Origin of the sequence: Bradyrhizobium sp. S3.12.5, assembly GCF_040548225.1 — a bacterium.
Lineage (GTDB): Bacteria > Pseudomonadota > Alphaproteobacteria > Rhizobiales > Xanthobacteraceae > Bradyrhizobium > Bradyrhizobium cytisi.
This window is the reverse complement of record NZ_JBEPRF010000026.1, coordinates 53443-76205: the sequence shown is the minus strand read 5'-3', so window position 1 is coordinate 76205 and position 22763 is coordinate 53443. Positions and strand designations below refer to the sequence as shown.

General features: G+C 64.6%; 13 protein-coding genes. 3 read left to right on the top strand and 10 right to left on the bottom strand.

Features of this window, described 5'->3' with window-relative positions:
• Positions 1 to 150: 150 nt before the first annotated feature.
• The 7 genes from ABIC09_RS30725 to ABIC09_RS30695 form a co-directional block, all read right to left on the bottom strand.
• Complete coding sequence (locus tag ABIC09_RS30725; RefSeq protein ID WP_354034764.1) at positions 151 to 846, bottom strand: ABC transporter ATP-binding protein; 696 nt, start codon at positions 844 to 846, stop codon at positions 151 to 153.
• Positions 846 to 1616: an ABC transporter ATP-binding protein gene (locus ABIC09_RS30720; protein ID WP_354111605.1), complete on the bottom strand. Its 771-nt coding sequence runs from the start codon at positions 1614 to 1616 to the stop codon at positions 846 to 848. Before ABIC09_RS30720 ends, ABIC09_RS30725 begins: the two co-directional genes overlap by 1 nt.
• Entirely contained in the window at positions 1613 to 2905 is a 1293-nt protein-coding gene (locus ABIC09_RS30715; RefSeq protein ID WP_354111604.1) for a branched-chain amino acid ABC transporter permease, read from the bottom strand. The genes ABIC09_RS30720 and ABIC09_RS30715 overlap by 4 nt, the downstream gene beginning before the upstream one ends.
• Entirely contained in the window at positions 2902 to 3849 is a 948-nt protein-coding gene (locus ABIC09_RS30710) for a branched-chain amino acid ABC transporter permease (RefSeq protein ID WP_354111603.1), read from the bottom strand. The genes ABIC09_RS30715 and ABIC09_RS30710 overlap by 4 nt, the downstream gene beginning before the upstream one ends.
• Positions 3850 to 3969: 120 nt before the next feature.
• Positions 3970 to 5202: a branched-chain amino acid ABC transporter substrate-binding protein gene (locus ABIC09_RS30705; protein ID WP_148753332.1), complete on the bottom strand. Its 1233-nt coding sequence runs from the start codon at positions 5200 to 5202 to the stop codon at positions 3970 to 3972.
• Positions 5203 to 5420: 218 nt separating this feature from the next.
• Complete coding sequence (locus ABIC09_RS30700) at positions 5421 to 6467, bottom strand: fatty acid desaturase (protein WP_354111602.1); 1047 nt, start codon at positions 6465 to 6467, stop codon at positions 5421 to 5423.
• A 260-nt stretch (positions 6468 to 6727) separates the two neighbouring features.
• Positions 6728 to 8164: a lipopolysaccharide biosynthesis protein gene (locus ABIC09_RS30695; protein ID WP_354111601.1), complete on the bottom strand. Its 1437-nt coding sequence runs from the start codon at positions 8162 to 8164 to the stop codon at positions 6728 to 6730.
• 272 nt (positions 8165 to 8436) lie between these two features.
• On the opposite strand from ABIC09_RS30695, the gene ABIC09_RS30690 reads away from it, so the two are divergent.
• A complete protein-coding gene (locus ABIC09_RS30690) occupies positions 8437 to 9522 on the top strand; it encodes a glycosyltransferase family 1 protein (protein ID WP_354111600.1) in 1086 nt (361 codons plus the stop codon).
• A gap of 100 nt (positions 9523 to 9622) precedes the next feature.
• Positions 9623 to 10690, top strand: a complete 1068-nt coding sequence (locus ABIC09_RS30685; RefSeq protein ID WP_354111599.1) for an endo-1,4-beta-xylanase — start codon at positions 9623 to 9625, stop codon at positions 10688 to 10690.
• Between the two features lie 58 nt (positions 10691 to 10748).
• Here ABIC09_RS30685 and ABIC09_RS30680 read toward each other — a convergent pair whose 3' ends face one another.
• The 3 genes from ABIC09_RS30680 to ABIC09_RS30670 form a co-directional block, all read right to left on the bottom strand.
• On the bottom strand, positions 10749 to 11699 hold the full coding sequence (locus ABIC09_RS30680) for a DUF6492 family protein (protein ID WP_148753327.1): 951 nt from the start codon (positions 11697 to 11699) through the stop codon (positions 10749 to 10751).
• Between the two features lie 95 nt (positions 11700 to 11794).
• A complete protein-coding gene (locus ABIC09_RS30675; protein WP_148753326.1) occupies positions 11795 to 12589 on the bottom strand; it encodes a protein-L-isoaspartate O-methyltransferase family protein in 795 nt (264 codons plus the stop codon).
• Positions 12586 to 16047: an ATP-binding protein gene (locus ABIC09_RS30670; protein WP_354111598.1), complete on the bottom strand. Its 3462-nt coding sequence runs from the start codon at positions 16045 to 16047 to the stop codon at positions 12586 to 12588. The genes ABIC09_RS30675 and ABIC09_RS30670 overlap by 4 nt, the downstream gene beginning before the upstream one ends.
• A 135-nt stretch (positions 16048 to 16182) precedes the next feature.
• On the opposite strand from ABIC09_RS30670, the gene ABIC09_RS30665 reads away from it, so the two are divergent.
• On the top strand, positions 16183 to 22620 hold the full coding sequence (locus ABIC09_RS30665) for a non-ribosomal peptide synthetase (RefSeq protein WP_354111597.1): 6438 nt from the start codon (positions 16183 to 16185) through the stop codon (positions 22618 to 22620).
• The last annotated feature ends 143 nt before the right edge of the window (positions 22621 to 22763 follow it).

Sequence of the window (22763 nt, the reverse complement as noted above, 5' to 3'; positions counted from 1 at the left end):
GGCTCGCAAGGCCGCGGTCAACGTCCTCCGCTTCGTTTTTTGGTTATCATCGACCGCATCGCTCGCGATGTCGGCAGGCGGGACGATACCTTGATTATCGGGCGTGAGATGTAGCTTAGAATTCAGATGCGTATGCGCGGCTTGCAGCCGTCAGACCTCGAGCCATTCCTGGCGCACGGCGGCATTGGCCTTGAGCTCTTCCGGCGTGCCTTCGAACACCACGCGGCCGTGGCCCATGATGTAGACGCGCCTGGAGATGCGCATCGCGATCGACAGTTTTTGCTCGACGAGGAGGATGGCGACGCCGGCCTGCGCTATCCGCGCAATGAGATCGCCGACCTGCTGCACGATCAGCGGCGCGAGGCCTTCGGTGGGCTCGTCGATCATGATCAGATCGGGATCGCCCATCAGCGTCCGGCACGTCGTCAGCATCTGCTTCTCGCCGCCGGACAGCACGCCCGCGGCCGTATCGGCACGCGCGGCGAGATTGGGGAACATGTCGAGCATGTCCTGCAGCCGCCATTTGCCGGGACGGCGCGTGTCCTTGATGCCGAGCAGCAGGTTCTGGCGAACCGTCAGGCTCGGGAAGATGTCGCGATGCTCGGGCACATAGCCGAGCCCGAGGTGGGCGATCTTGTAGCTGGGCAGGCCCGCGATGTCCTTGCCCTTGAAGCGGATCGTGCCTTGCGGGGCGACCTCACCCATGATCGCCTTGACCGTGGTGGAGCGGCCGACGCCATTGCGGCCGAGCAGGCTCACGACCTCGCCGGCGCCGACATCGAGGTCGACGCCCTGAAGAATGTGGCTCTTGCCGTAATAGGCGTGGAGATCCCTGACCTCGAGCATCAGTGCGCTTCCTCGCCGAGATAGGCTTCCTTGACCTTCGGATCGCGCCGGATCTCTTCCGGCGTGCCCGATGCGATGATGTGGCCATAGACCAGCACCGAGATGCGGTCGGCGAGGCCGAACACGACGCTCATGTCGTGCTCGACGATCACGAGCGTCTTGCCCTCGGTCAGCCGCCGGATCAGCGACACGGCGCGCTCGGTCTCGGCGTGGCTCATTCCGGCGGTCGGCTCGTCGAGCATGACGACGGTGGCCCCGCTCGCGATGGTGATGCCGATCTCGAGCTCGCGCTGCTCGGCATAGGTCAACAAACCCGCCGGCACGTCACGCCGATGCGTCAGATGAATGTCGTCGAGGATCCGAGCCGTGCGCTCGCGCACCTCAGGCAGGCTGTCGACGTTCTTCCAGAACGCGTAGCGATGCCCCGCGGCCCACAGCACGGCACAGCGCACGTTCTCCCAGACCGTCATGCGCGCGAACACGTTGGTGACCTGGAACGAGCGCGACAGGCCGCGGCGGTTGATCTCGAATGGCCGCAGGCCGGAGATCACATCGCCATTCAGCTTCACCTCGCCCGAGGTCGGGGCGATGTGGCCGCTGATCAGGTTGAACGTGGTTGATTTGCCGGCGCCGTTCGGGCCGATGATGGCGTGACGCTCACCCTCGGCAACGCTGAGATTGAGGTCGCGGATGATGCCGACATTGCCAAAACGCTTCTCGACAGCGCGGACTTCGACGGCTGCGCCCTTTCCAGATACCGCTCCGCTCATGCGAGATACCCCCGGTCCCGCGCCACCGTGGCGGCGCGGTCCCACGCGTCCGCAATCCGCCGCCAGGTCAGCCGTGCGACGACGAAGCCCCCGACAACAAGAACCGCAGCCGCGATCCATGTCACCGGCGATGTCGGATTGAAGGCGATGCCGAACAGGTTGATTGCGTCGCCGCCGGAGAAACGTGCGACGGTCTCGATGGCCAGGATCACGCCGCAAGCGAGCGCGACCGTCGGCACGATCGCAACGAGATAGGACGGGATCACCGTCCATAGCGTCCCGGCGCGGATCAGCGGCCGATGCATCATCAACAGGCCGGCAATGCCGCCCGGCGCATACATCACGATGCCGATGAAGATGATGCCGAAATAGAGCTGCCAGGCCGTGGTGAGGTTGGTCAGCCCGAGTTGGAGATAGGTCACCAGGATCGCGCCGAGGATCGGGCCGAAGAAAAACGCGGTGCCGCCGATAAAGGTCGAGAACAGCACGAGGCCGGACTGGATCGCGCCGAGATAGGCGGAGTTCGCGATCTCGAAATTGATCGCGGCAAGACCTCCGGCAATGCCGGCGAAGAAGCCTGCGAAGCAGAACGCGATGTAGCGGACGACGTGCGGATCGTAGCCGATGAACTGGACGCGCTCCGGATTGTCGCGGACCGCATTGCAGATCCGCCCGAGCGGTGTGCGGGTCAGCGCGTACATCGCGATCGCCGACAACACCAGCCAGAAGGCGATGAGATAATAGACTTGAAGCTGCGGCCCGAACGACCAGCCGAGCAGTTTCGGCAGCGCGGTGCGGTCCGTGGTGATGCCGGACTCGCCGCCGAACACCGAGCGCAGGATCAGCGACGAGGACGCCACCAATTCGCCGATGCCGAGCGAGATCATCGCAAACACCGTGCCGGCGCGCTTGGTCATGACCCAGCCGATGATCATCGCAAACACGAGGCCGCCCAGCCCGCCGAACAGTGGAATGAACGGCAGCGGGATCGGCCAGCCATGCGACACCACCGCATTCATCATGTGGCAGGCCGCGAAGCCGCCGAGGCCGTAATGCACGGCGTGACCGAACGACAGCAGGCCGGTCTGGCCGAGCAGGATGTTGTAGGACAGCGCGAACACGATCGCGATGCCGATCAGGCTGAAGGATGTGAGCGAGCCGCCCGACGAGAAGATCATCGGCAGGACGATCAGCACGACGATGCCGGTCAGCCAGACGCCGTAGAAGCGCAGGCTTCCGCCGGCGGCATCTGCCGCCGCCTTGGAGGTCGAAGTCGTAGCCGTGGTCATGACTCGCGCGTCCCCATCAGGCCCATGGGGCGAACGATCAGAATGATCACCAGCAGAAGGTATGGAACGATCGGCGCAACCTGCGCGATCGTGACGTTCCAGATGTCGGTGAGGACGGACGGTCCCGCCGACGGATCGAGCGGTCCGAAGGCGCTCGTAAGCGAACCATCGAGCGCCACTGCGAAGGTCTGCACCAGTCCGATGACGAGCGACGCGATGAAGGCGCCAGGCAAGGAGCCGAGGCCGCCGAACACGATAACCACGAACAGGATGGGTCCGAGCGAGGCCGCCATGTCGGACTGGGTCACCAGGGCGGGACCTGCAATGACGCCGGCAAGGGCGGCGAGCGCGCTACCGACCCCGAACACCGCCATGAAGACGCGCCCGACATTATGGCCGAGATGCCCGACCATGTGCGGATGCGTCAGCGCCGCCTGAACGATGAGACCGACGCGGGTGCGTTTCAGCACGATCAGCAGCGCCACGAAAATGATGACCGACACGGCCAGCATGAAGATCTTGTAGGCGGGATAGTTGGTCGAGAAGATGGTGAAGGCCGGGAAATCCAGCAGCGCCGGCACGCGGTAGTCGAGCGGGCTCTTGCCCCAGATCATCGAGACGATCTCTTCGATCGCAAAGGCGAGACCAAACGTCAGCAGCAGCTCGGCGACATGGCCGTGCTTGTGCGTGTTGCGCAAGCCGTAGCGCTCCACCGCCATGCCAATCGCACCAACCAGCAGCGGCGCTACCACCAGCGCCGGCCAGAAGCCGATCCACTTCGTGAGCTGGAAGCCGAAGAAGGCACCGAGCATGTAGAAGCTGGCATGGGCGAAGTTTAGTACGCCCATCATGCTGAAGATGACGGTCAGCCCGCTCGACAACAGGAAGAGCAGCATGCCGAACAGCACACCGTTGAGGGTCGAAATGACAATGAGTTCAAGCACAGCGCACTCATGGGTATCCGGGGCTCGCTGGTCCCGGTGAACATCGCCCAACCGATCAAATGCATTCCGGCCGCCTTCTCGCGACCGATAGCGGCCGCGGAAAGGCGACGTATTCCCTGATTACGGCCGCGCCATCTTGCAGGTCGTGGAGACCATGGCCTGCGGCGTGTCGATCCTGGAGACCAGATGCCAACCCCAACCGGTGCTCTCCTCGTCGAACGGCTCGCTCTCGGTCAGCTTGCCGAACGAGGAGATGTAGATCGGCTGCAAGAACTGATGATCGTCCTTGCGCATGATGCCCTGGCCACCGTCCAGGACATCGAACTTCAGGTCCTCGAGCGCCGCCGCCACCTTCACGGGGTCGATCGAGTTGGCCTTCTCGGCCGCAGCCTTGAACATCCGCATCTCGTTGACCGCACGCGGATACCACAGCGACAGGTTCACCTTGGCGCGGAAGGCCTTCTCGTAGTCCATCGCGGCCTTGTTGCCGGAGTTGGCAAAGCCTTCGGTGATCTGGAAGACTTGCCCATCGAGACCGGTCTGCTTGATGGCGGTCGGGCCACCGGCGCCGCCGGCATAATAAGTGTACCAGTTGACCTTCAGGCCGGCATCGGCTGCGGCCTTGAGCAGCAGCGCGAAATCCTGGCCCCAATTGCCGGTGACGACGCTATCGGCGCCGGACGCCTTGATCTTGGCGATGTAGGGCGAGAAGTCCGTGACCTTCAGCAGCGGATGCAGCTCGTCGCCGACGATCTGGATGTCGGGCCGCTTGGCTCCGAGCATCTTGCGCGCATCGGTGCGAACGGACTGGCCGAACGAATAGTCCTGGTTGATCAGGTACACCTTCTTGATGGAGGCGGTGTCCTTCATGTAGTTGGTCAGCGCTTCCATCTTGATGTCGGAGCTCGCATCCCAGCGGAAATGCCAGTAGCTGCACTTCTCGTTGGTCAGGCTCGGATCGACGGCGGCGTAGTTGAAGTACAGGACTTCCTTGCCGGGATTGCGCGAGTTGTTCTTGGTGACGAAGTCCGACAGCGCCGCGCCCACGGACGAGCCGTTGCCCTGGGTGATGTAGTGAACCCCGGCGTCGATCGCCTTCTGGGCCTGAACCAGGCTCTCTTGCGGATTGGTCTTGTTGTCGAGCGGGACGATCTCGATCTTGTGGCCGAGGATGCCGCCCTTCACGTTGAGCTCGTCGGCCAGATACTGGAATGTCTTCAAGCCACCTTCGCCGACACTGGCGCCGCCGCCGGAGAGCGGATCGATGTAGCCGATCTTGAGGCTGTCCTCGGCCGACGCTGCATGACCAAGCATCGGGACGATCACGGCAATGGCCAAAGTGAGCTTGCGCATTGTTTGTTTCCTCGCTGAATTTCGACTTTAGTCGATAGATGCATGCGCATATTGCTGCGCAATTTCAAACTCCTACTGAGCAGAACGGGCTTTGATTGACAAGCTCGGCAAGGCATGGCTCCGGCTGCCGCAAAATGTAAAAGCCGGTGACTTATCGCGTTTGCAGAAATTTCCGTGACGAGAAATAGGCACCGCGCGGCAACGCCGGTGGGTGCCGGCTACAGGTTACAACAGTCCGCGATCACGGGCAGATCGGGCATGGACCGGGCTCTTACCTCCGCAAAGGAGACGAGCCGCAGGCGCTCCTCATCCCATAAGACCAGCGGCACAGACCGCAGACTCTGGAGCAGGGTCATTCGTCCGACGCCAGCGAGCTGCGGATGATCCCGCAACACATCCGGCAGTCGATAGCAGGGAATTCTGCTGCTGAGATGGTGGATGTGGTGGATGCCGATATTGGCCGTGAACCATCGCAAGACAGTCGGCAAATGGTAGTGGGAACTGCCATGCAGCGCAGCCTCGTGAAAACTCCAGCCTTGGTCATGGGACCAGTACGTGTCCTCGAACTGGTGCTGAACGTAGAACAGCCAGACACCGATCGACGCCGCCAGAATTATGATCGGCAGATGCACAAGCAGGAACGGCCCATAGCCCACCAGGCGGATCATCGCGGCGACGAGAACCGCGATGGCAGCATTTGTGCCCATCGTGCTCAACCAGGGCTTCCAGCCGCCGCGCATCCTCCCGACCGGCAATCGGTGCTTCAGGATGAACAAATATGAAGGACCGACGCCAAACATCACCATGGGATGCCGGTAGAGACGATAGAGCATCCGACGCCATCGAGATTGCGCGAGAAACTCGCGGACGGTCAACGTATCGATGTCGCCAAGACCCCTGTGATCGAGATTGCCGGAGCTCGCATGATGGTGCGCATGATTATGCCGCCAATAATCGTAAGGCGTCAGTGTCACGACACCGATGGCCCGGCCGACCCAGTCGTTCACGACCCGGCTGCGGAAGAACGAGCCGTGTCCGCAATCGTGCTGGATCATGAAGAGGCGGACGAGCAAGCCGGCTGCGGGCACCTCGAGCAGCAAGCCAAGCCAATAGCCATTGTCAAAAGCATTCCAGGTCAGGGTCCAGATGACCAGCAACGGCACTGCCGTGACTGCCAGTTCGAGGACGCCGCGCGTACTGTCGGGCTCGCGATAACGGCCGAGCAGTTGCGCCAATGCACGGATTTCCGGCATCCTTTGAGCCATATCTAGTCTGCTTTCTGAAAATGCCCGCCCAGGACGGCACGCTTCCCGCGCACGAACGCCTTCGGCAGTGGCTCTGAGGTCGCGCTTCCAAACACTCTCTTATTGATTCGAGCGCGAATGTCCTGCCGAGCAGTATTGCACAATCCAATATCCAACATCCACCCCCGAATTTCCCGGGACAGTACGGCCCACCGCGGTCGCAATCAGATGCGGGCTACCCTCCTGTTCCGACGATGCGGGCGGGCGGCGTCGGCCCGCGGCTAGACGCCGAGCGCCTTGCGGTTGAACGTCCGCAGGAACCGGAGCGACAACGTCCGCACATTCGCGACATTCAGCAGCCACGCGGCGGCGGTGTAGGCGAGGCCGCCCGCAACACTCACGACGATCAGCGACACGAGGCCGGTGCCGCCGACCTGTGCGCGTGCGATGAGGATCGCAGCCGCCATCACTGCTGCCGATGCCGCGACGCCGGCAAGCCGGTTGAGGTCGAACGGCACGGGATGGGCGCGGTGCATCAGCGTGACAGCGACAACGAAGCCGATTGCCTCGGTCGCCAGCGTCGCCAGCGCCGCACCGTAGAGGCCGTAGCCCGCTACCAGTGCGATCATCAACGCCACACTCACAACCAAGGTGAGGAACGACTGCGCCGCCAGCATGAACGGCCGCTCGGCGAGCTGGAAGCTGATCTGCACGTAGAATTGGTTGGCGATGCCGAAGAAGCGGGCGAGCACCAACGTCGGCAACAGTGCCGACACGCCGGCGCGGAAATCGACGCCGACGAGCGTGCCCGCGACCTGGTCGGATGCGAGCGCAAGCCAGACCGCGACGGGTGCGACGACGACGAGCAGCAGCTCGAGACTCTCGGTCAAGCGCTCCCGTGTCGTCTCGTTGTTCTTTTCCGACAACGAACGAAACACCAGTGGCACGGTGGCTGCGGCGACGCTGGAGGCGATCATGACCATGAACTGGCGCGGCAGATCGGCGGCGACGCCAAAAATACCGGCGGCATCCCTGCCGAGCAGCCAGGCGACGATGAGCCGGTCGCTGGTCGAGTAGAGCGCAACCGAGAGCCCGGCCAGCGTCAGCGGCAGGCCGTAGCGCGCCAGCTGCATGAACTGGCTGCGCTGAAAGCGCGCGATCTTCGTGCGATCGCCAACGAGGTTGAGAATGATGCCGGTCAGCGAGCCCAGGCCGAACGCCGCGAGCAGGCCCATGCCGCCCCAGCCAAGCCAGATCCCGAGCAGGCCGAAGCCCACGCTCGACACGCTGCGCACGATCGAGATCGCCGCGAAGCGATAGGGGCGCAATTTGGCACGTTCGAACTCCTGGCCGACATCGACCGCATTCGACATGATCGCGACGAACATGCTGGCGAGCACCAGCTCGACGCTGACATCGCCGCGGAACAGGAACACCAGCGGGGTCGCGGCGCACATGGCAACGACCGTCAGCGCGAAGGCGACCATCGCCGTCCCGCGAAAATCAACCTCCGACGACATCGCCTGGTAGCGTGACACCGACAACTTGATCCAGGCGAAGAAGATCGCCCCCAGAATGCCGGCAATGCTGATGCCGACGACATAGACGCCGTACTCCGCCGGCGTCAGCAGCCGCGTGTAGGCGGTGACCGCGAAGAAGCCCACCGCCGCGGGCAGGATGTAGGCAACGAGATAGATGGAGAAATGGCGATTCAGCATGCGTGCACGGGACCGGCGGCCTTGAAATCGAGCGGCCGTTAATCAGTTGGACTTTGGCTTGACGATCGAAGGCTTGACGATCGGACTGCGCCGCAGCATCTCCCAGGATAGTCATTTAAGTCTGCAGAACGGCCGCCGAATGGGGTGGCCTCCCCGGTTTCGCGCGTTAGCGTTAAATTTGCCCTGTCCTTGTACGGACCGACCCGATCACCGAAAAGAAACCATGATTTCAAGGCGTCGCCCGGCTTTCTCTTAGTATGGACGTGACTGACATGGACGTTGCCGAGCGTGTGCGGGCAAACCCCGCCTCCGTGCCCCATGGCGGGACGGATGCGTCTCTGGTCCCGGCCGCCCCCGCCGCCCGGGACGAGCGGATGACGCTCAACCTGTTCTTCGAGGAGCGGGACGACCGCTGGTTTCCGGGCGACCGCCACATCCGGCCGCTGCTGCGGCGGATGCTGCTCGGCAAGTCCTGGATCAGCGGCCAGCGGCGCGTGTTCCTCAATCTCCGTGCCGGGCTCGACCGGGTCGGGATCCGCTATCGCGTCAACGACTACGGCTACATCCGCAAGCATCCGGACGAGCTCGCCTGCATCATCGGGCGTCCCTTCGTGCTCGACTGGTTCGCCTGGCAAAACCCGCTTTTGCTGGGGGTCGCCATGTACAACCACCCCGTGGATGCACCGGAGCATCTGAAAGACTTGCACAAGAAGACGATTTTGGTGCCCTGCGACTGGTACGCGGAGATGTGCCGGCCGTACTGGCCGCATGTCGAGGTCTGGCCGGTCGGCATCGAAACCGATGTGTGGACCGAGACCGCCGCCGAGCAGAAGAGCGTCGATGTGCTGCTCTATGACAAGGTGCGCTGGGAGCACGAGCGCTACGGGAGCGAGCTGATCGAACCGATCCGCCGGCATCTCGAAGCCAGCGGCCGCTCGGTCGAGGTGATCCGCTACGGTCACTACAAGGAAGACGACTACAAGGCGGCGCTGGCGCGCTGCCGCAGCATGGTGTTCCTCTGCGAGCATGAGAGCCAGGGCATCGCCTGTCAGCAGGCGCTGTCGAGCGGCGTGCCCGTGTTCGCGTGGAATCGCGGCGGGCCGTGGCAGGATCCGGAGTATTTTCCGGACAAGGTGAGATACGAAGGCGGCGTGTCCTCAGTGCCCTATTTCGACGCACGTTGCGGCCGCACGTTCATCGACGCGAACGGCTTCGTCGCCGGCTGGAGCGACTTCTGGTCGCAGGTCATCGCGGGCGACTTCGCACCTCGCGATTATGTGATGGACAATCTGACGCTCGAAAAGGGCGCGCTTCACTATTACGGGATCGCCGAGGCGGTGCAGCGTCAGGCGCGCTGACAAGACCGTTCGCGAAAGTTAACCCAAGAACAGGAAACCGCGGCGTCGCAAGGCGCCGCTTGGTACATTGGCGCGTTAGTTCCGAAAGGGCGGCCGCCACGTGATGAAGCTCGACAGACGCGAATTTCTCCTCGGCAGCGCCGCAACGCTCGCAGCGGGCGTATCGGCGTCAGCACTTCCGGTGTCGAAACTTGCGCAGCGCCGTCCGGGCTATGGCGCCGCCGCCACGCTCTGGGACCTGCAGGCTGATCCGCGGCTCGGCGAGGCCATCAGCACCTATTGTACGCAGGTGGTGCCGGTGCTCGAACTGAAATGGCCGATGCTGCGGCCGGACGCGCACACGTTCGCCTTCGAGCGCGCCGACGCCATCTATGATTTCGCCCAGAAGAACGACCTGACCATGCGCGGCCACGCGCTCGCCTGGTATCACGACATTCCGGACTGGACCAAGCAGATCAAGGATTCGAAAGGCGTCGAGCGCGCCTATGTCGATCACATCAACACCGTCGTCTCCTACTACAAGGACAAGCTGACCTCGTGGGACGTCGTCAACGAGCCCATCCCTGACAATCCCAAAAGCGTCACCGACCGGCGCAACACGTTCTGGACGCAGCATCTCGGCGACCGCTGGATTCCGCTCGCCTTCCGCGCCGCGGCCGCGGCCGATCCCTACGTCAAGCTCGCGATCAACGAATACGATATCGAGTCGGCGAAGGACTCGTTCATCGCCAAGCGCGCCGCCTACCGCAACCTCATCATGAATCTGCTCGACCAGGGCGCGCCCCTGCACGCGGTCGGACTGCAATCGCATCTGCATGCCGAGCTCGAGATCGACACCCATGGGCTCGCCGAGTTTGTCACCGAGCTCCGCGCGTGGGGCCTGGAGATCTACGTCACCGAGCTCGACGTCGACGATCAGAAGCTGACGGGAAGTGCTTCGGAGCGCGATGCCATCGTCGCCAAGCGTGTCGACGATCTGCTGACGGCAATTGCGACCAGCGGACCGGCACGCTCGATCCTGACCTGGGGCATCTCCGATCGTTACAGCTGGATCAACGGCACCTTCGCCCGCAGCGACAAGCAGCCGAACCGCCCGCTGCCGCTCGACGGCGAGTTCAAGCCGAAGCCGTTCATGGACGTCATCAGCAAGTTCACGAAGGACCTGTGAGGCTTTGCCTAAGCATGATCTTTTCGGAAAACCGCTGCACACTTTTCCGGATCATGCTTTAGCCGGTTTTGGGCGTCTCGAAAGCGGTCGTGTCGCCCATGTGGTCGGGAGACAGGCTGGGACCGCGGCGGTCGCGCGAATTCAGGCGGAAGACGTCGCGGATGTCGTCAATCGAGGTCGACGAATAGGACTGGATGCAGAGCGCGACCTGCTCTGGCGATGCGGCGGCCATCAAGGCTTCGATCGCCGCGCGATCGAGGCGGGTGTCGTCCCAGTGCGAGACGGCGATACTGTCTTCGCTCACCCGGTGTGCCGCCAGATGTTCCGGCGAGTTCGCGACGAAGTTTCCATACAGCAGGTACTCGGAGAATTTCTTCTTCCGGCACAGCGCCAAGGCCCAGCTGAGGCCCGTCGCCGACTTGATGGCGCCGGTCATCGCGCGCGCGGCGTCCTTGTCCCAGACCAGCGCGTTGCCGACATAATCGTCCGCCGGGAAGGCGCGCTCCTTGATACCGAGAAGCTGATCGACGGTGCGGAGCCACAGCACATGCAGGGGATGGTCGGCGTCGATTCCCTTGCGCGTGACGAACAGCGGCGTTTTCTCCGCACCGGCATATTGGCCGACGTCGAACTCGCGGAAGAACAGATTGTCCGAGTCGAGAATACAGACGCGCTGCTCGGGTCCATTGAGCACGCCGGCGATCTTCAGGATCTGCTGGATGTGCCAGCCATGGACAGGCGATGACAGCAGCGACAGCCAGACACGGCGATTGCTGATGAACTGGAGCGACGGCGGCAGCGCCCACAGCCATTTCGGCAGGTAACGCGAGGCCGGAACGATGACGCGCTTGTCGGACGCAAACCGCTCGAACAGCGGCACGTCCTCATCGTTAACGAGAACATAATGCCGCGTGTAACCCGTCAACCAGGTGTCGATGCTCTCGCTCAGCAGCGAGAAGCGCTCGATATCCTTGGCATAGCTAGCAGTCAGCAGGGCAACGGAATGCATGATACGTGCTCAAATGGCCATCGAAACACACTCATACAAGCGACGGGAGACGTTGGAAACTTCGATTCGTAATCAAGGTAAAATGAAACGAATCGTTAGCCATCCGACGGCAGCCCCTGCGCGATGCCGCGAAAGCGCAGCGGCGCCAGCGACGAGGCGCGCTGCCACCAATCGGCGACGCGATCGTCAAGCGCCGTCGCCCCCCGGCCCCGGCCGGGAAAGATCCGGATCTGCTGCACAGCCTCGGCCTCGAATCCCTTGCCTTTGCGCGTGATCTTGAGGGCGGCACCTTCGCGGTCCCGCTGCGTCAGCGGCACCAGCAGGCGGCCGCGCGGGCGCAGCGATTGAAGCCAGAGCGGTTGCGGATGCGAGAAGCCGGCATGCACAATGATGACGTCAGCGGCCTCGCCGATGTTGCGGCAGCCGTCGCCGTTGACAACCCTGACATTTCGATAGGCGCGAAGACAGGCCGCGGCACGCACCGCGAGCCGCTCGTCACACTCGATCGCATGCACCCTGCCGTTCGGGCCAACGATCTCTGAGAGGATCGCCGAGAAATAGCCGAGCCCGCAACCGATCTGGACCACGCGATCCTTCTCGCCGACGCCGAGCAAATCGATGAAGTGCGCCCACAGGCTCGGCAGTCCGGTGTCGAGCTTGCGGCGCGCGTCGATCGCAACCAGCACATTGTCGTAGAGATGGACGGGGTCGGCGTCGGGCGTCAGTCGGTATTTGCGCGCCGCCTCGCTCTTGATGCGCCAGGGCCCCTTCGCCAGAAAATTTTCGCGCGGCACCGCCGCCAGGGCTGCAAGCAGGCGCGGCGAGGAGAGTCGTTCCCGCTTCGCAATCAGCTCGACGTAGCGCGCACGGGCGGCGGGCAGATCGCTCATTTCACCGGATCGGCCTGACGAGCCGGCGTGTCGCCACCGATCTCGTGCACGAGCTGCATGGCCAGCTTCAGGTCCGGCGTCAGGAATCCCTCGTTGAACTTGCCGACGATCGGCACGAGCAACAGACTGGCGTGTTCGCGCTTGCCGGCGTCGTGCGACAGCCGTGCGAGGCTGACGGCAGTTCTGAGCTCCCAGGACAACGCGCCCTGCTTGCGCGCGGTCTCGAGCGACAGTTCGAACAAATCTTCGGCCTCCTGCACCGAAGTCGGATTGCCGTCCGACAGGGTGATCTCGCCTTGCAGGCGATAGACTTCCGCCAGATAGGAGTGATCGCCGGTCCGTCTTGCGGTCGCAAGCGCACCGTCCAGCGCGCGCAAGGCGGCATCGCGCATGCCGACCTTGGCATAGGCCTCCGCCAGCAGGCAGCGGAACCAGCAGCCGGCGAGCCAGGAATCCATCGCCTCGTATTCGTCGAGGCCGAACCGCATCTGGCTGATGCCCTCGTCGGCCTCGCCGAGCTGCGCCAGCGCCCAGCCGCGCAGGATCGTGGCCTGCTGCTTCCAGTGCAGGAAATTGTGCTCGGTGGCGATGATCATGGCGCGGTTGGCGTGGTCGCGCGTGCCCTCGATATCGCGCAGATGCTGGCAGAGATAGGCGCCGAACACCAACGCAAAGGCGAGCGAGAAGGGATGGCGGATCTTCTCCGCATGCAGGATCGCCTGCTCGCTGTGCTGCCGCGCCGCGTCAGGCTGGCCGAGGAACCACAGGAGATAGCCGAGGTAGGACAGCGAGACGACGCCGGGATCGGTGCCGTGCCGCTCCATCAGGTCGGAGTGCAAATCGGGGCTATAGAGATTGATGCAGCGGTGCAGATGATGCTGCGCGGCGGCGAAGCGCCCGCGATAGAGCATGGTCATCGCGATCGAGCGGTGCGCCTCGATCAGATAGCCGGTCTGCTGCGCCGGCTGCGCCCGTTCGTTGAGCCGCTCGCGCTTGGCGAATTTCAACAGCTCGACGCTGAGATCATGCGCGCGGGTGAGATCGGCGCGGATGAAATGGCAGACCCAGAGCCCGCGGGTGGCGGCAAAAGCCTTCTCGTCGTCGTCGAGCTGCTGGCCGAGCTCGAGGGCGCGGATGTAGTTCTCCTCGACCTCTTGCACCGCGTAGCCCTTGGCGGCGATCAGCGCGTTGCCGAGCGCGATGCGCACCTCGAGCTCCATCTCGTCGGCGCCCTGCATGCGGGCATTGGCCTGCACCACGCTCAAGCCGCGGCGCAGATGGCCGATGGCCTCGAGATTGGCGCCGCTCTTGGCCGCCTGCTTGCCGGCCTTGAGCCAGAAGCTCGCCGCGCCCTCGCTCTGGCCGGACTCGGTGAGATGGTGGGCCAGCAGCTCCGGCTCGCGCTCGGTCTTCTCCGGATACATCTCGGCGAGCACCTGGGCGATGCTGGCATGCAGCTTGCGCCGCTCGCTGTGCAAGAGGCTGGCATGCGCCGCGTTCTGGATCATCACGTGCTTGAAGGAGTAGAGCGCGTCCGGCGGATGGCCGCGCCGCATGATCAGGCCCGCCTCCTCCAGATGCGTCAGCGCCGCTTCGATCTGCTCCGCAGGCGTGTTGGCGACCGCATGCAGGGTCTCGTAGGAGAACTCGCGGCCGATCGTGGCGCCGATCTGCGCGATCCGCTTGAACGGCCCCATCCGGTCGAGACGCGCCATCAGCGAGTCCGTCAGCGTCGCCGGGATCGCGAGTTGCCGCCACGGGCCCGACAGAACGTAGCGGCCATGCCGCTCGGTCAGGAGATCGGACTCGAGAACCGTCTTGGTCAGCTCCTCCAGGAACAGCGGCACGCCGTCGGTCTTGACGATGATCTCCTCGATGACCTCCTTGGGTAGCTCGCGCCCGGCGACACGCTCGACCAGCGTCGCGCGCAACGGCCGGCTGAGCCGGTTCAGCACGAGAGTGGTAATGTGCGAATGCGCGTTCCAGCTCGGCTGGAATTCGGAGCGCGCGGTGATGATCGCAAGGATCGGCCGGTTCTGCACCCGGTCGACGACGAGGTCGACCACCTCGCGGGAGGTCGGATCGATCCAGTGCAGATCCTCAAAGGCCATCACCAGCGGCATCTCGCGCGCGAGGCCCAGGAAGTGATTGACCAGTGCCGCGACGGTCGCGTCCTTCTGCTGCTGCGGCGACAGGTCGAGCGGCGGATAGCGCTCGCCGGTCGGGATCGACAGTAGCGCGGCAAAAAGCGGCGCGACCTGCTCGATATCGCCGTGCGCGGCGGCAATTGCATTCTCCAGGCTTGCCAGCGACAGCGCGGACACATCCTCGCGATCGAGGCCGAGGGAAAACTTGAGCTGCTCGACGAACGGATAGAAGGCGGTGGAGGTGTAATAAGGCGAGCACTGGAACGAAACCTGTCCGTGGCGGTCGCCCGCGATCCGCTCAAAAATCTCCTGGATGATGCGCGACTTGCCGATGCCGGGCTCGCCGAACTTGACGACGACCTGGCCGTCGCCCACCTTGACCTGCTGCCAGCGTCCCATCAGCAGCGCGATTTCCTCCTCGCGGTTGACGAGCGGGGTCAGGCGCGTGCCCATGGCGGCCGCAAAGCGGGTCTCCACCCGCGTGGCGCGCACGACGTGCCAGGCCTGGGTCTTCTCCGAGATGCCCTTCAGCGCGTGGGCGCCGAGATTGCGGTAATCGAACTTCCCCTTCAGCAACGACTGCGTCGAGGAGGAGATCACCACGCCGTTGGGCGGCGCCAGCGCCTGCAGGCGCGCGGCCAGATTGACGGTTTCGCCGACCGCGGAATCGCGCTCCTCGGTGCCCTGGCCGACGAGGTCACCGACCACGACGAGGCCGGTCGCGATCCCGATACGGACGGCGGGCGCGTGGCTGAGCGCGCCGCGCGGCTCGATCGCACGCGCCGTCGAGAGCACCCGCACGATCTCGAGCCCGGCGCGCACCGAACGCTCGGCGTCGTCCTCATGCGCGGTCGGATAGCCGAAATAGACCAGAATGCCGTCGCCGACGAAGCGGGCGGCAAAACCCTCGTAATGCTTGACCACGCGCACGCAGGTCTCGCGAAAGCTCGCGATCATGTCGCGCACGTCTTCCGGATCGAACTGGGCGGAGAGCGCGGTGGAATCGACCATGTCGCAGAACATGGTAGTGAGCTGACGCCGCTCGGCACCGACCTCGGTGCGGGTCGGCGGGTGCGCCGGCGCGGCCGGCGCCTCCGCCGTCTCGGCCTGGAACAGCGACGCGGTCGCCCGCCGCAGCCGCTTGCGATCGCCAAGCGGCAATCCGAGCTCGGCAAGATCAGCCTCGGTCAGGTCCCCCATGACATCGAGATCGAGGCGGTGTTGCGCGAACAGATCGGTGTAGTGGCCGAGACCGATGCCTTCGAGCCAGCGCTTCAACCCGACATCCGTCCCCGGCTCTTTCTCCAGCATGGTGATCCCGCCCGACACTCCCCCCGCCGAAAGGCTTAAGGTCCCTCAACCACAGATTTTGGGACCAAAACTTCACCTCGGACTGGACGCGTTCCCTAACTCTTGGGAAGAATAGCCCAATCAGATCAAAAGGGAATGGCATTGTCGGAGATTGCGTCCGGGGCGGGAGAGGGATCGGCAGACGCGGGCGCCGAAACCAATACGTTTGCCCATATCGGCGGCCTTCTCGCCTTCCATGCGCGAACGATGCCGGCGGCGCCCGCCCTGCTCGCCCCTGGCCGGCCGCCTCTGAATTATGGTGCGCTCGGCGCCAGGACCGCGCATCTCGTCCAAACGCTGCGCGGGCTCGGCATTGCACCTGGCGACCGGATTGCCGTTGCGCTGCCGCGCGGGGCCGACAGCGCGCTGGCTCTCATCGCGGTCGCATCAGGCTGTGCCTGCGTCCCCGTCAACCCGGACCTGACGGCGGATGAGCTGCAACGTTATTTCAGCGAATTGAAGCTGACGGCGCTAGTCACCCGGCCCGATATGAACTCGCCGAGTCGTGACGTCGCCAGGGCGCTTGACATCGCGATGATCGACTTCGTTCCGGGACCTGAGACGGATCTTGGCGGCTGTGCGTTCATCGGACCGACGATCGGTCCGGCCTGCGCGAACGGCGCCGCGAGTGCCGAGGATGATGCCTTCATCCTGCTGACGTCAGGCACAGCGGCGCGGCCCAAAATGGTACCGCTGACGCATCGCAATGTGTGTCTCTCCGCGCAAAATGCCGGCCGCGTGCTGTCGCTCACATCGCACGATCGCCTGCTGAATGCCTTGCCGCTGTTTCACGCCCATGGCCTGATCTCCGGTCTCCTGACCGCGCTCGCCGCGGGCTCCAGCGTGATCGCGACCGGCGGTTTCGACGCACCGTCCTTCTTCGGCTGGATGCGGGACCTGCAACCGACCTGGTACACGGCGGTGCCGACCATTCACCGCGCCCTGCTGACGGCCGCGGAAGCCAACCCGGAGCGCGCCCGCGCGTCATCGCTGCGCGTAATCCGCTCGGCCTCGTCCTCGCTTGCGCCCGCGATCCTGAACGGGCTGGAGACGATGTTCGGCGTGCCCGTGCTGGAAACCTATGGCATGACTGAAGCGGCCTCGCAGATTGCCGCTAATCCGTTCGAGCTGCGCAAGATCGGATCGGTCGGCCGTGCCGCAGGTCCTGAGATCGCCATCATGGACGAGACCGGCCGTGCGCTTGCAAGCGGCGAGCGTGGCGAGATCATGTTGCGCGGAGCGAACATGAGCCGCGGCTATTATAATGACGAGGCCGCGACGCAAGCTGCATTTCGCGACGGCTGGTTCCGGACCGGCGATCTCGGCTATCTCGATGCCGACGGCTATCTCTTCATCGTCGGCCGCATCAAGGACGTCATCAACCGCGGCGGCCAGAAGGTCTCGCCGCTTGAGGTGGAAGAGGTGCTGCTGGCCCATCCGGCGGTGCTGGAAGCTGGCGTCTTTGCCGTTCCCCACGCAAAACTCGGCGAGAACGTCGCCGCCGTCGTGGTGCTGCGGGACAATTCCGAGGCGACCTCCGACCAGTTGCGCCAGTTCGCGCGCAAACGTCTCGCCGCCTACAAGGTGCCAAGCCTGATCCGCAGCGTGGCGGCGCTGCCGAAAGGCGCCAGCGGCAAGGTCAAGCGCAACGCGCTGGCCGACCTGATTTCGGCGTCCCATGATGACGACGAGACGCAGCTGCCGCGCAACGCGCTGGAGACCCAGCTCGCGGAGATCTGGGCCAATCTTCTGGAGCTTCCGAAAGTAGGCGTCGATCAGGATGTCTTTGCGCTCGGCGCAGACTCGCTCGCGGTCACGCAGATGCGCTCGCGCCTGCGCGAGCGCTTCAACGTCGACTTCTCGTTCGAGGACATTTTCGATTGCGCCACGGTCGGCGCTCTTGCAGCCCGGCTCGAGACCACGGCGCATCGGGATGCGACGCTGCCGGCTTGGCGCCCGGCGGCTTCTGAAGGAGATGCGCCGCTGTCGTTCCAGCAGCAGCGGATGTATGTGCTCTCGCGGCTCGATCCGACACGCTACAATTATAACGTGGTCGAGGTCGCGCTGCTCAAGGGGCAGGTCGATATCGCTGCGCTCCAGGCGAGCCTCGGTGCGATTTGCGCGCGCCACGAGGCACTGCGCTCGGTCTTCGTCGAACGCGAGGGCGAGCTTGTGCAGCGCGTGCTTGACGCACCGCCGCGGTTCGAGCGGATCAAGCTGAGACCCTGCCCTCCGCACCGGCGGGCTGAGGTCGTCAGGCGCGAGGCGCTCAAGCTGGCGCAATATCCGTTTGACCTCGCCCGCGAGCCACCACTGAAGGTCACGCTGCTTTCGTTCGACAAATCCAGCCATGCGCTGGTGGTCAATGTCCATCACCTCGTCACCGATGGCTGGTCACAGCGGCTGTTCTGGGAGGCGCTCGCCGCCGGATATTCCCCCGCTCGCAAAGGGAGCACGACGATGCTGCCCTCGCCCGGCTTCCAATATCGCGACTTTGCGCGCTGGCAGCTGAGCTGGGCGCAGACACCGATGGCGAAGGAGCAGCTCGATTACTGGCGAACCCAGCTCGACGGCGTCACCACGCTGCCGCTGCGGACCGACCGGCCGCGGCCGGAAGTCTGGAACGGACACGGCGCCCGTCACTATTTCGAATTCTCAAGAACCCTTTCGGCCGACATTCGCGCACTGAGCCAGGACCAGGGCGTGACGCCCTTCATGGCGCTGCTCGCGGTATTCCAGTGCCTGCTGTTCCGCCATACCGGACATGAGGATGTCGCGACGGGCTCGCTGATCGCGAACCGCAACCAGATCGAAAGCGAACGGCTGATCGGGCTGTTTGCCAATACGCTGATCCTGCGCAACGATTTCGGTGGCGACCCGACCTTTGGCGAGATGCTGCGGCGGGTGCGCCGGGTCACGCTCGATGCCTATCGCAACCAGGATCTTCCGATCGAGGAAGTCCTGCGCGCGTTGCAGATCGCGCGAAGGAGCGACGGCAATCCGCTGTTCCGGATCATGTTCATCCTCCAGAATGCGTCGATCGAGGCGGCGCGCTTCCCCGGCCTGTCGACGCGGCGGCTGGAGATCGACCCGGAAGTCGCGCGCTTCGATATCACGCTCGAGCTGGTCGAGGCCGAGGGCCGCTTCACCGGCTTCTTCGAATACGCCACCGATCTGTTCGACGCAGGTACGATCGAGGGCATGGCGGGTCAGTTCAAGACCCTGCTCAAGGCCGCCATCACCAATCCCGAGCAGCGCATCTCGCGTCTGCCGCTGCTCACCGACGCGGAACGCCGGCTGTTGCCGACGAAAGGCCGGCCTGCCAATTTCGCCACGCGCGGAAATCTATGCGAACGCTTCGAGCGGCAGTCAAAGAAGACGCCGAACGCCGTGGCGATATCCGACGGAGTTCTGTCCCTGAGCTATCGCGAACTGGCGCGCCGCAGCCAGGCGATCGCGCGCTGGCTTGCCCGCGAGGGCGTCGGCACCGAGACCGTGGTCGCGCTGCTTGCCGATCGCGGGCCCGACCTGCTCGCGGCGATGATCGCGGTGCAACGCGCGGGCGCGGCCTTCCTGAACCTCGATCCCGAGCAGCCACCCGCGAGGCTCGCAACCATCCTCGGATCGAGCTGCGCAAGCGTGCTGCTGACGGGGCGCGCCCAGTCCGCCATGGTCGACACGCTGCTCGAGCCGTTGGTCGCGCGCATCCAGGTCGCCGAGATCGAGGATGCGATGGCGCTGGAATCGACCAAGCCGGCCCGCGCGGCACGGCGCGCAAGCGCGAGCCTTGCCTATCTCATCTATACGTCCGGTTCTTCCGGTGCGCCGAAGGGCGTCATGATCGAGCAGCGCGGGCTGTCGAACCATCTGGCGTCGCTCATCGCCGAGCTCGGCCTCACGGGCAAGGACGTGGTCGCACAGACCGCACCGCAGAGCTTTGTGATCTCTGTCTGGCAGTTCCTCGCCGCTCCCATGGTCGGCGCACGTGTCCATGTCTGCGGCAATTCGGTCGTGCAGGATCCGATCCTGCTGGCGCGGGAGATCGAACGCGAGGGCATCACGGTGCTCGAGATCGTCCCCTCGCTGCTCCGCGTCATCCTCGAACGCCTCGGCGAGGCACCGATGCTGCGCGCCTTTGCGAAACTGCGGCTGCTGATCTCGACCGGCGAGCCACTGCCCGTCGAGCTCTGCCGCGCCTGGTTCGTCCGCTGCCCGAAGGTGCCGCTGATCAACGCCTACGGCGCCTCGGAATGTTCTGATGACGTTTCCCTGCACCGGCTGACCAGGGCGCCGGACACCGCGACGACCAATGTCCCGATCGGCGCGCCGCTGCCCAACACCCAGCTCTATGTGCTCGATCCCAATCTGGAGCCGCAGCCGGTCGGCGTGGTCGGCGAGCTCTGCATCGGCGGCGCCGGCGTCGGCCGCGGCTATATCAACGATCCCGCCCAGAGCCGGCAGCGCTTCATCCCCGATCCGTTCGCACGCGCGCAAGGCAGCCGGCTGTACCGCACCGGCGACCTCGCCCGCCGCCGCGCCGACGGGACGATCGAATGCCTCGGCCGCGCCGACCTTCAGGTCAAGGTCCGCGGCTATCGCATCGAGCTCAAGGAGATCGAGGCTGCGCTTGGCGACCACGCAGGCGTGCGCGCCGGCATCGTCGAGCCGCGCCGCGACGCCAATGGCGATGTGAGGCTTATCGCCCATGTCATTGCCAGGGCCGGCAGCCAGATCAGCGCCAGCGAGCTGCGCGACTTCCTCAAGAGCCGGCTGCCTGTGCATGCGATCCCGTCGGCCTTCCTGTTCCTGGATCAGATTCCGCTCAATGCCCACGGCAAGCTCGATCGCTCCGCCCTGCCGGCGCCCGCGCAACAGGAGAGTGCGGCGACGGAAGCCGCCGTGCCAGCCCGCCGCTTCACCGAAAAGGTGCTGTCCGACATCTGGATCGATCTGCTGAAGGTCGAGAGCCTCGGCGTCACCGACAATTTCTTCGACCTCGGCGGCCATTCGCTGCTCGCGGGCCAAGCCATGGCGCGCGTGGCCCGTGCGCTCGGGGTCTCGCTGCCGATCAAGACCATCTTCGAGGCGCCGACGATCGAGGAGCTCGCCCGGCGGGTCGACGAGGCCGTGACCACGAAACCGCAAAAACCCGCGGCCGGCGTGCCACGCCTCGCCGACAGCGGACCGCCCACGCTGTCGATCGCGCAGGACCAGATGATGCGAATTGAGCAGAATCTGCCCGATCTGCCGCTGTTCAACCTGCCCTTCGCTTTCCACCTCGAAGGCCCGATCGATCCGCGCAGGCTGGCGCAGGCCATCGACGACATCGTGCGCCGCCACGAATCGTTACGCACGGCGTTCGGCTGGAATGGCGAGGAGCCGGTCAGCCGGATCGTCGCGCCCGCCGCGCTCGGTCCGGTTCTGACCGTCGAGACCATCGGCGACGGGCGGCCCCACAACAACAAGCGCCGCAAGGCCCTCGAGCTCAGGAAAATCGAGCTCCTGATCGCGCAGGAGACATATACTCCTGTCAACGCCGCCCGGGCGCCGCTGCTGCGGGCGCGGCTGCTGCGGCTGCACGCCGAGGATCACATCCTGCTGCTGACACTGCACCATGCCATCGCGGATGGCTGGTCGATCGGCATGCTGTTCGAGGAACTGTCCAACCGCTACGCCGCGCTGGCAGGCCATCCGTCGGCGCCCTTGCCGAAGATGCCGCTCGCGTTCTCCGACGTCGCACGCTGGCAGCGCTGGTGGTGCGGCACTGAGGCGGCCCGCCGCCAGGCCCTCGACTGGAGCGAGGCATTGCGCGGTTCAGCCCCCCTGTTTGACGGTGAGGCGCGGCCGGGCGCGTCGACCGGCCATCATCCCCTCAGCCTGGAGCGCGACCTAGTCGCCCGCCTCACCGCCTATGCGCGACAGCACAACGCCACGCTGTTCATGTGCCTGCTCACTGGCCTGAAGGCCCTGCTGCTGGCGCGGACCGGACGCACGGACATCTCGGTCGCGACCGCCATGGCCAATCGCGCCCAGCCGGACACCGAGGGGATCGTGGGCCCGTTCGAGAACACCGTGATCGTCCGCAGCCGAATCACGCCGGATCTGTCGTTCACGCAGGCCTTGGGCTGCGTGCGCCAAAGCGTGCTCGAGGCGCATGCCCGGCAGGAGCTGCCGTTCAACATCCTGGCCGACCATCTGGAGCAGGAGGGCATCGATCCGGCTTCGCTGCTCCAGGTCTATTTCACGCTGCAAAATCCGCTGCGCCAGCCGCTCGAGCTGCCTGATGTCGCAGTGCGATCGATCGGAAATGTTGCGCGCGAGGGCCAGCCGGTACTGCCGGTCGACCAGACCTGGCTGTCGCTGATGCTCAAGGAGCGCCTGACCGGGATTACAGGTTCGTGCAATTACAAGGGCGAGCTGCTCGACGGCGCCGTGGTCGGCGCCTGGATGGAGGATCTCGTTGCGCTGCTGAGGGCCGCTATCACGCAGCCCAATGCGCCACTCGACCGGCTGCTCGCCCGCCGGGCGGCTTGACCGGCTGTTAGTCCACGCCGAACGCGGGTTCACTCGCAAGAGCTGTGAATGACCAAGTTGCATCTTGATTCTTTGGCGCTTGCCGCGCAAGATTATTCCTGCGTTTTTGATTTGGACGATTATTTTCAACCGGGGGAGTGTCA

Coding starts and splice junctions, on each gene's coding strand:
- ABIC09_RS30695 (WP_354111601.1), bottom strand. CDS start 8,164: ATGCTGAATCGCCATTTCTCCATCTATCTCGTTGCCTACATCCTGCCC.
- ABIC09_RS30725 (WP_354034764.1), bottom strand. CDS start 846: ATGCTCGAGGTCAGGGATCTCCACGCCTATTACGGCAAGAGCCACATT.
- ABIC09_RS30680 (WP_148753327.1), bottom strand. CDS start 11,699: ATGCATTCCGTTGCCCTGCTGACTGCTAGCTATGCCAAGGATATCGAG.
- ABIC09_RS30715 (WP_354111604.1), bottom strand. CDS start 2,905: ATGACCACGGCTACGACTTCGACCTCCAAGGCGGCGGCAGATGCCGCC.
- ABIC09_RS30720 (WP_354111605.1), bottom strand. CDS start 1,616: ATGAGCGGAGCGGTATCTGGAAAGGGCGCAGCCGTCGAAGTCCGCGCT.
- ABIC09_RS30690 (WP_354111600.1), top strand. CDS start 8,437: ATGGACGTTGCCGAGCGTGTGCGGGCAAACCCCGCCTCCGTGCCCCAT.
- ABIC09_RS30670 (WP_354111598.1), bottom strand. CDS start 16,047: ATGCTGGAGAAAGAGCCGGGGACGGATGTCGGGTTGAAGCGCTGGCTC.
- ABIC09_RS30705 (WP_148753332.1), bottom strand. CDS start 5,202: ATGCGCAAGCTCACTTTGGCCATTGCCGTGATCGTCCCGATGCTTGGT.
- ABIC09_RS30675 (WP_148753326.1), bottom strand. CDS start 12,589: ATGAGCGATCTGCCCGCCGCCCGTGCGCGCTACGTCGAGCTGATTGCG.
- ABIC09_RS30700 (WP_354111602.1), bottom strand. CDS start 6,467: ATGGCTCAAAGGATGCCGGAAATCCGTGCATTGGCGCAACTGCTCGGC.
- ABIC09_RS30665 (WP_354111597.1), top strand. CDS start 16,183: ATGGCATTGTCGGAGATTGCGTCCGGGGCGGGAGAGGGATCGGCAGAC.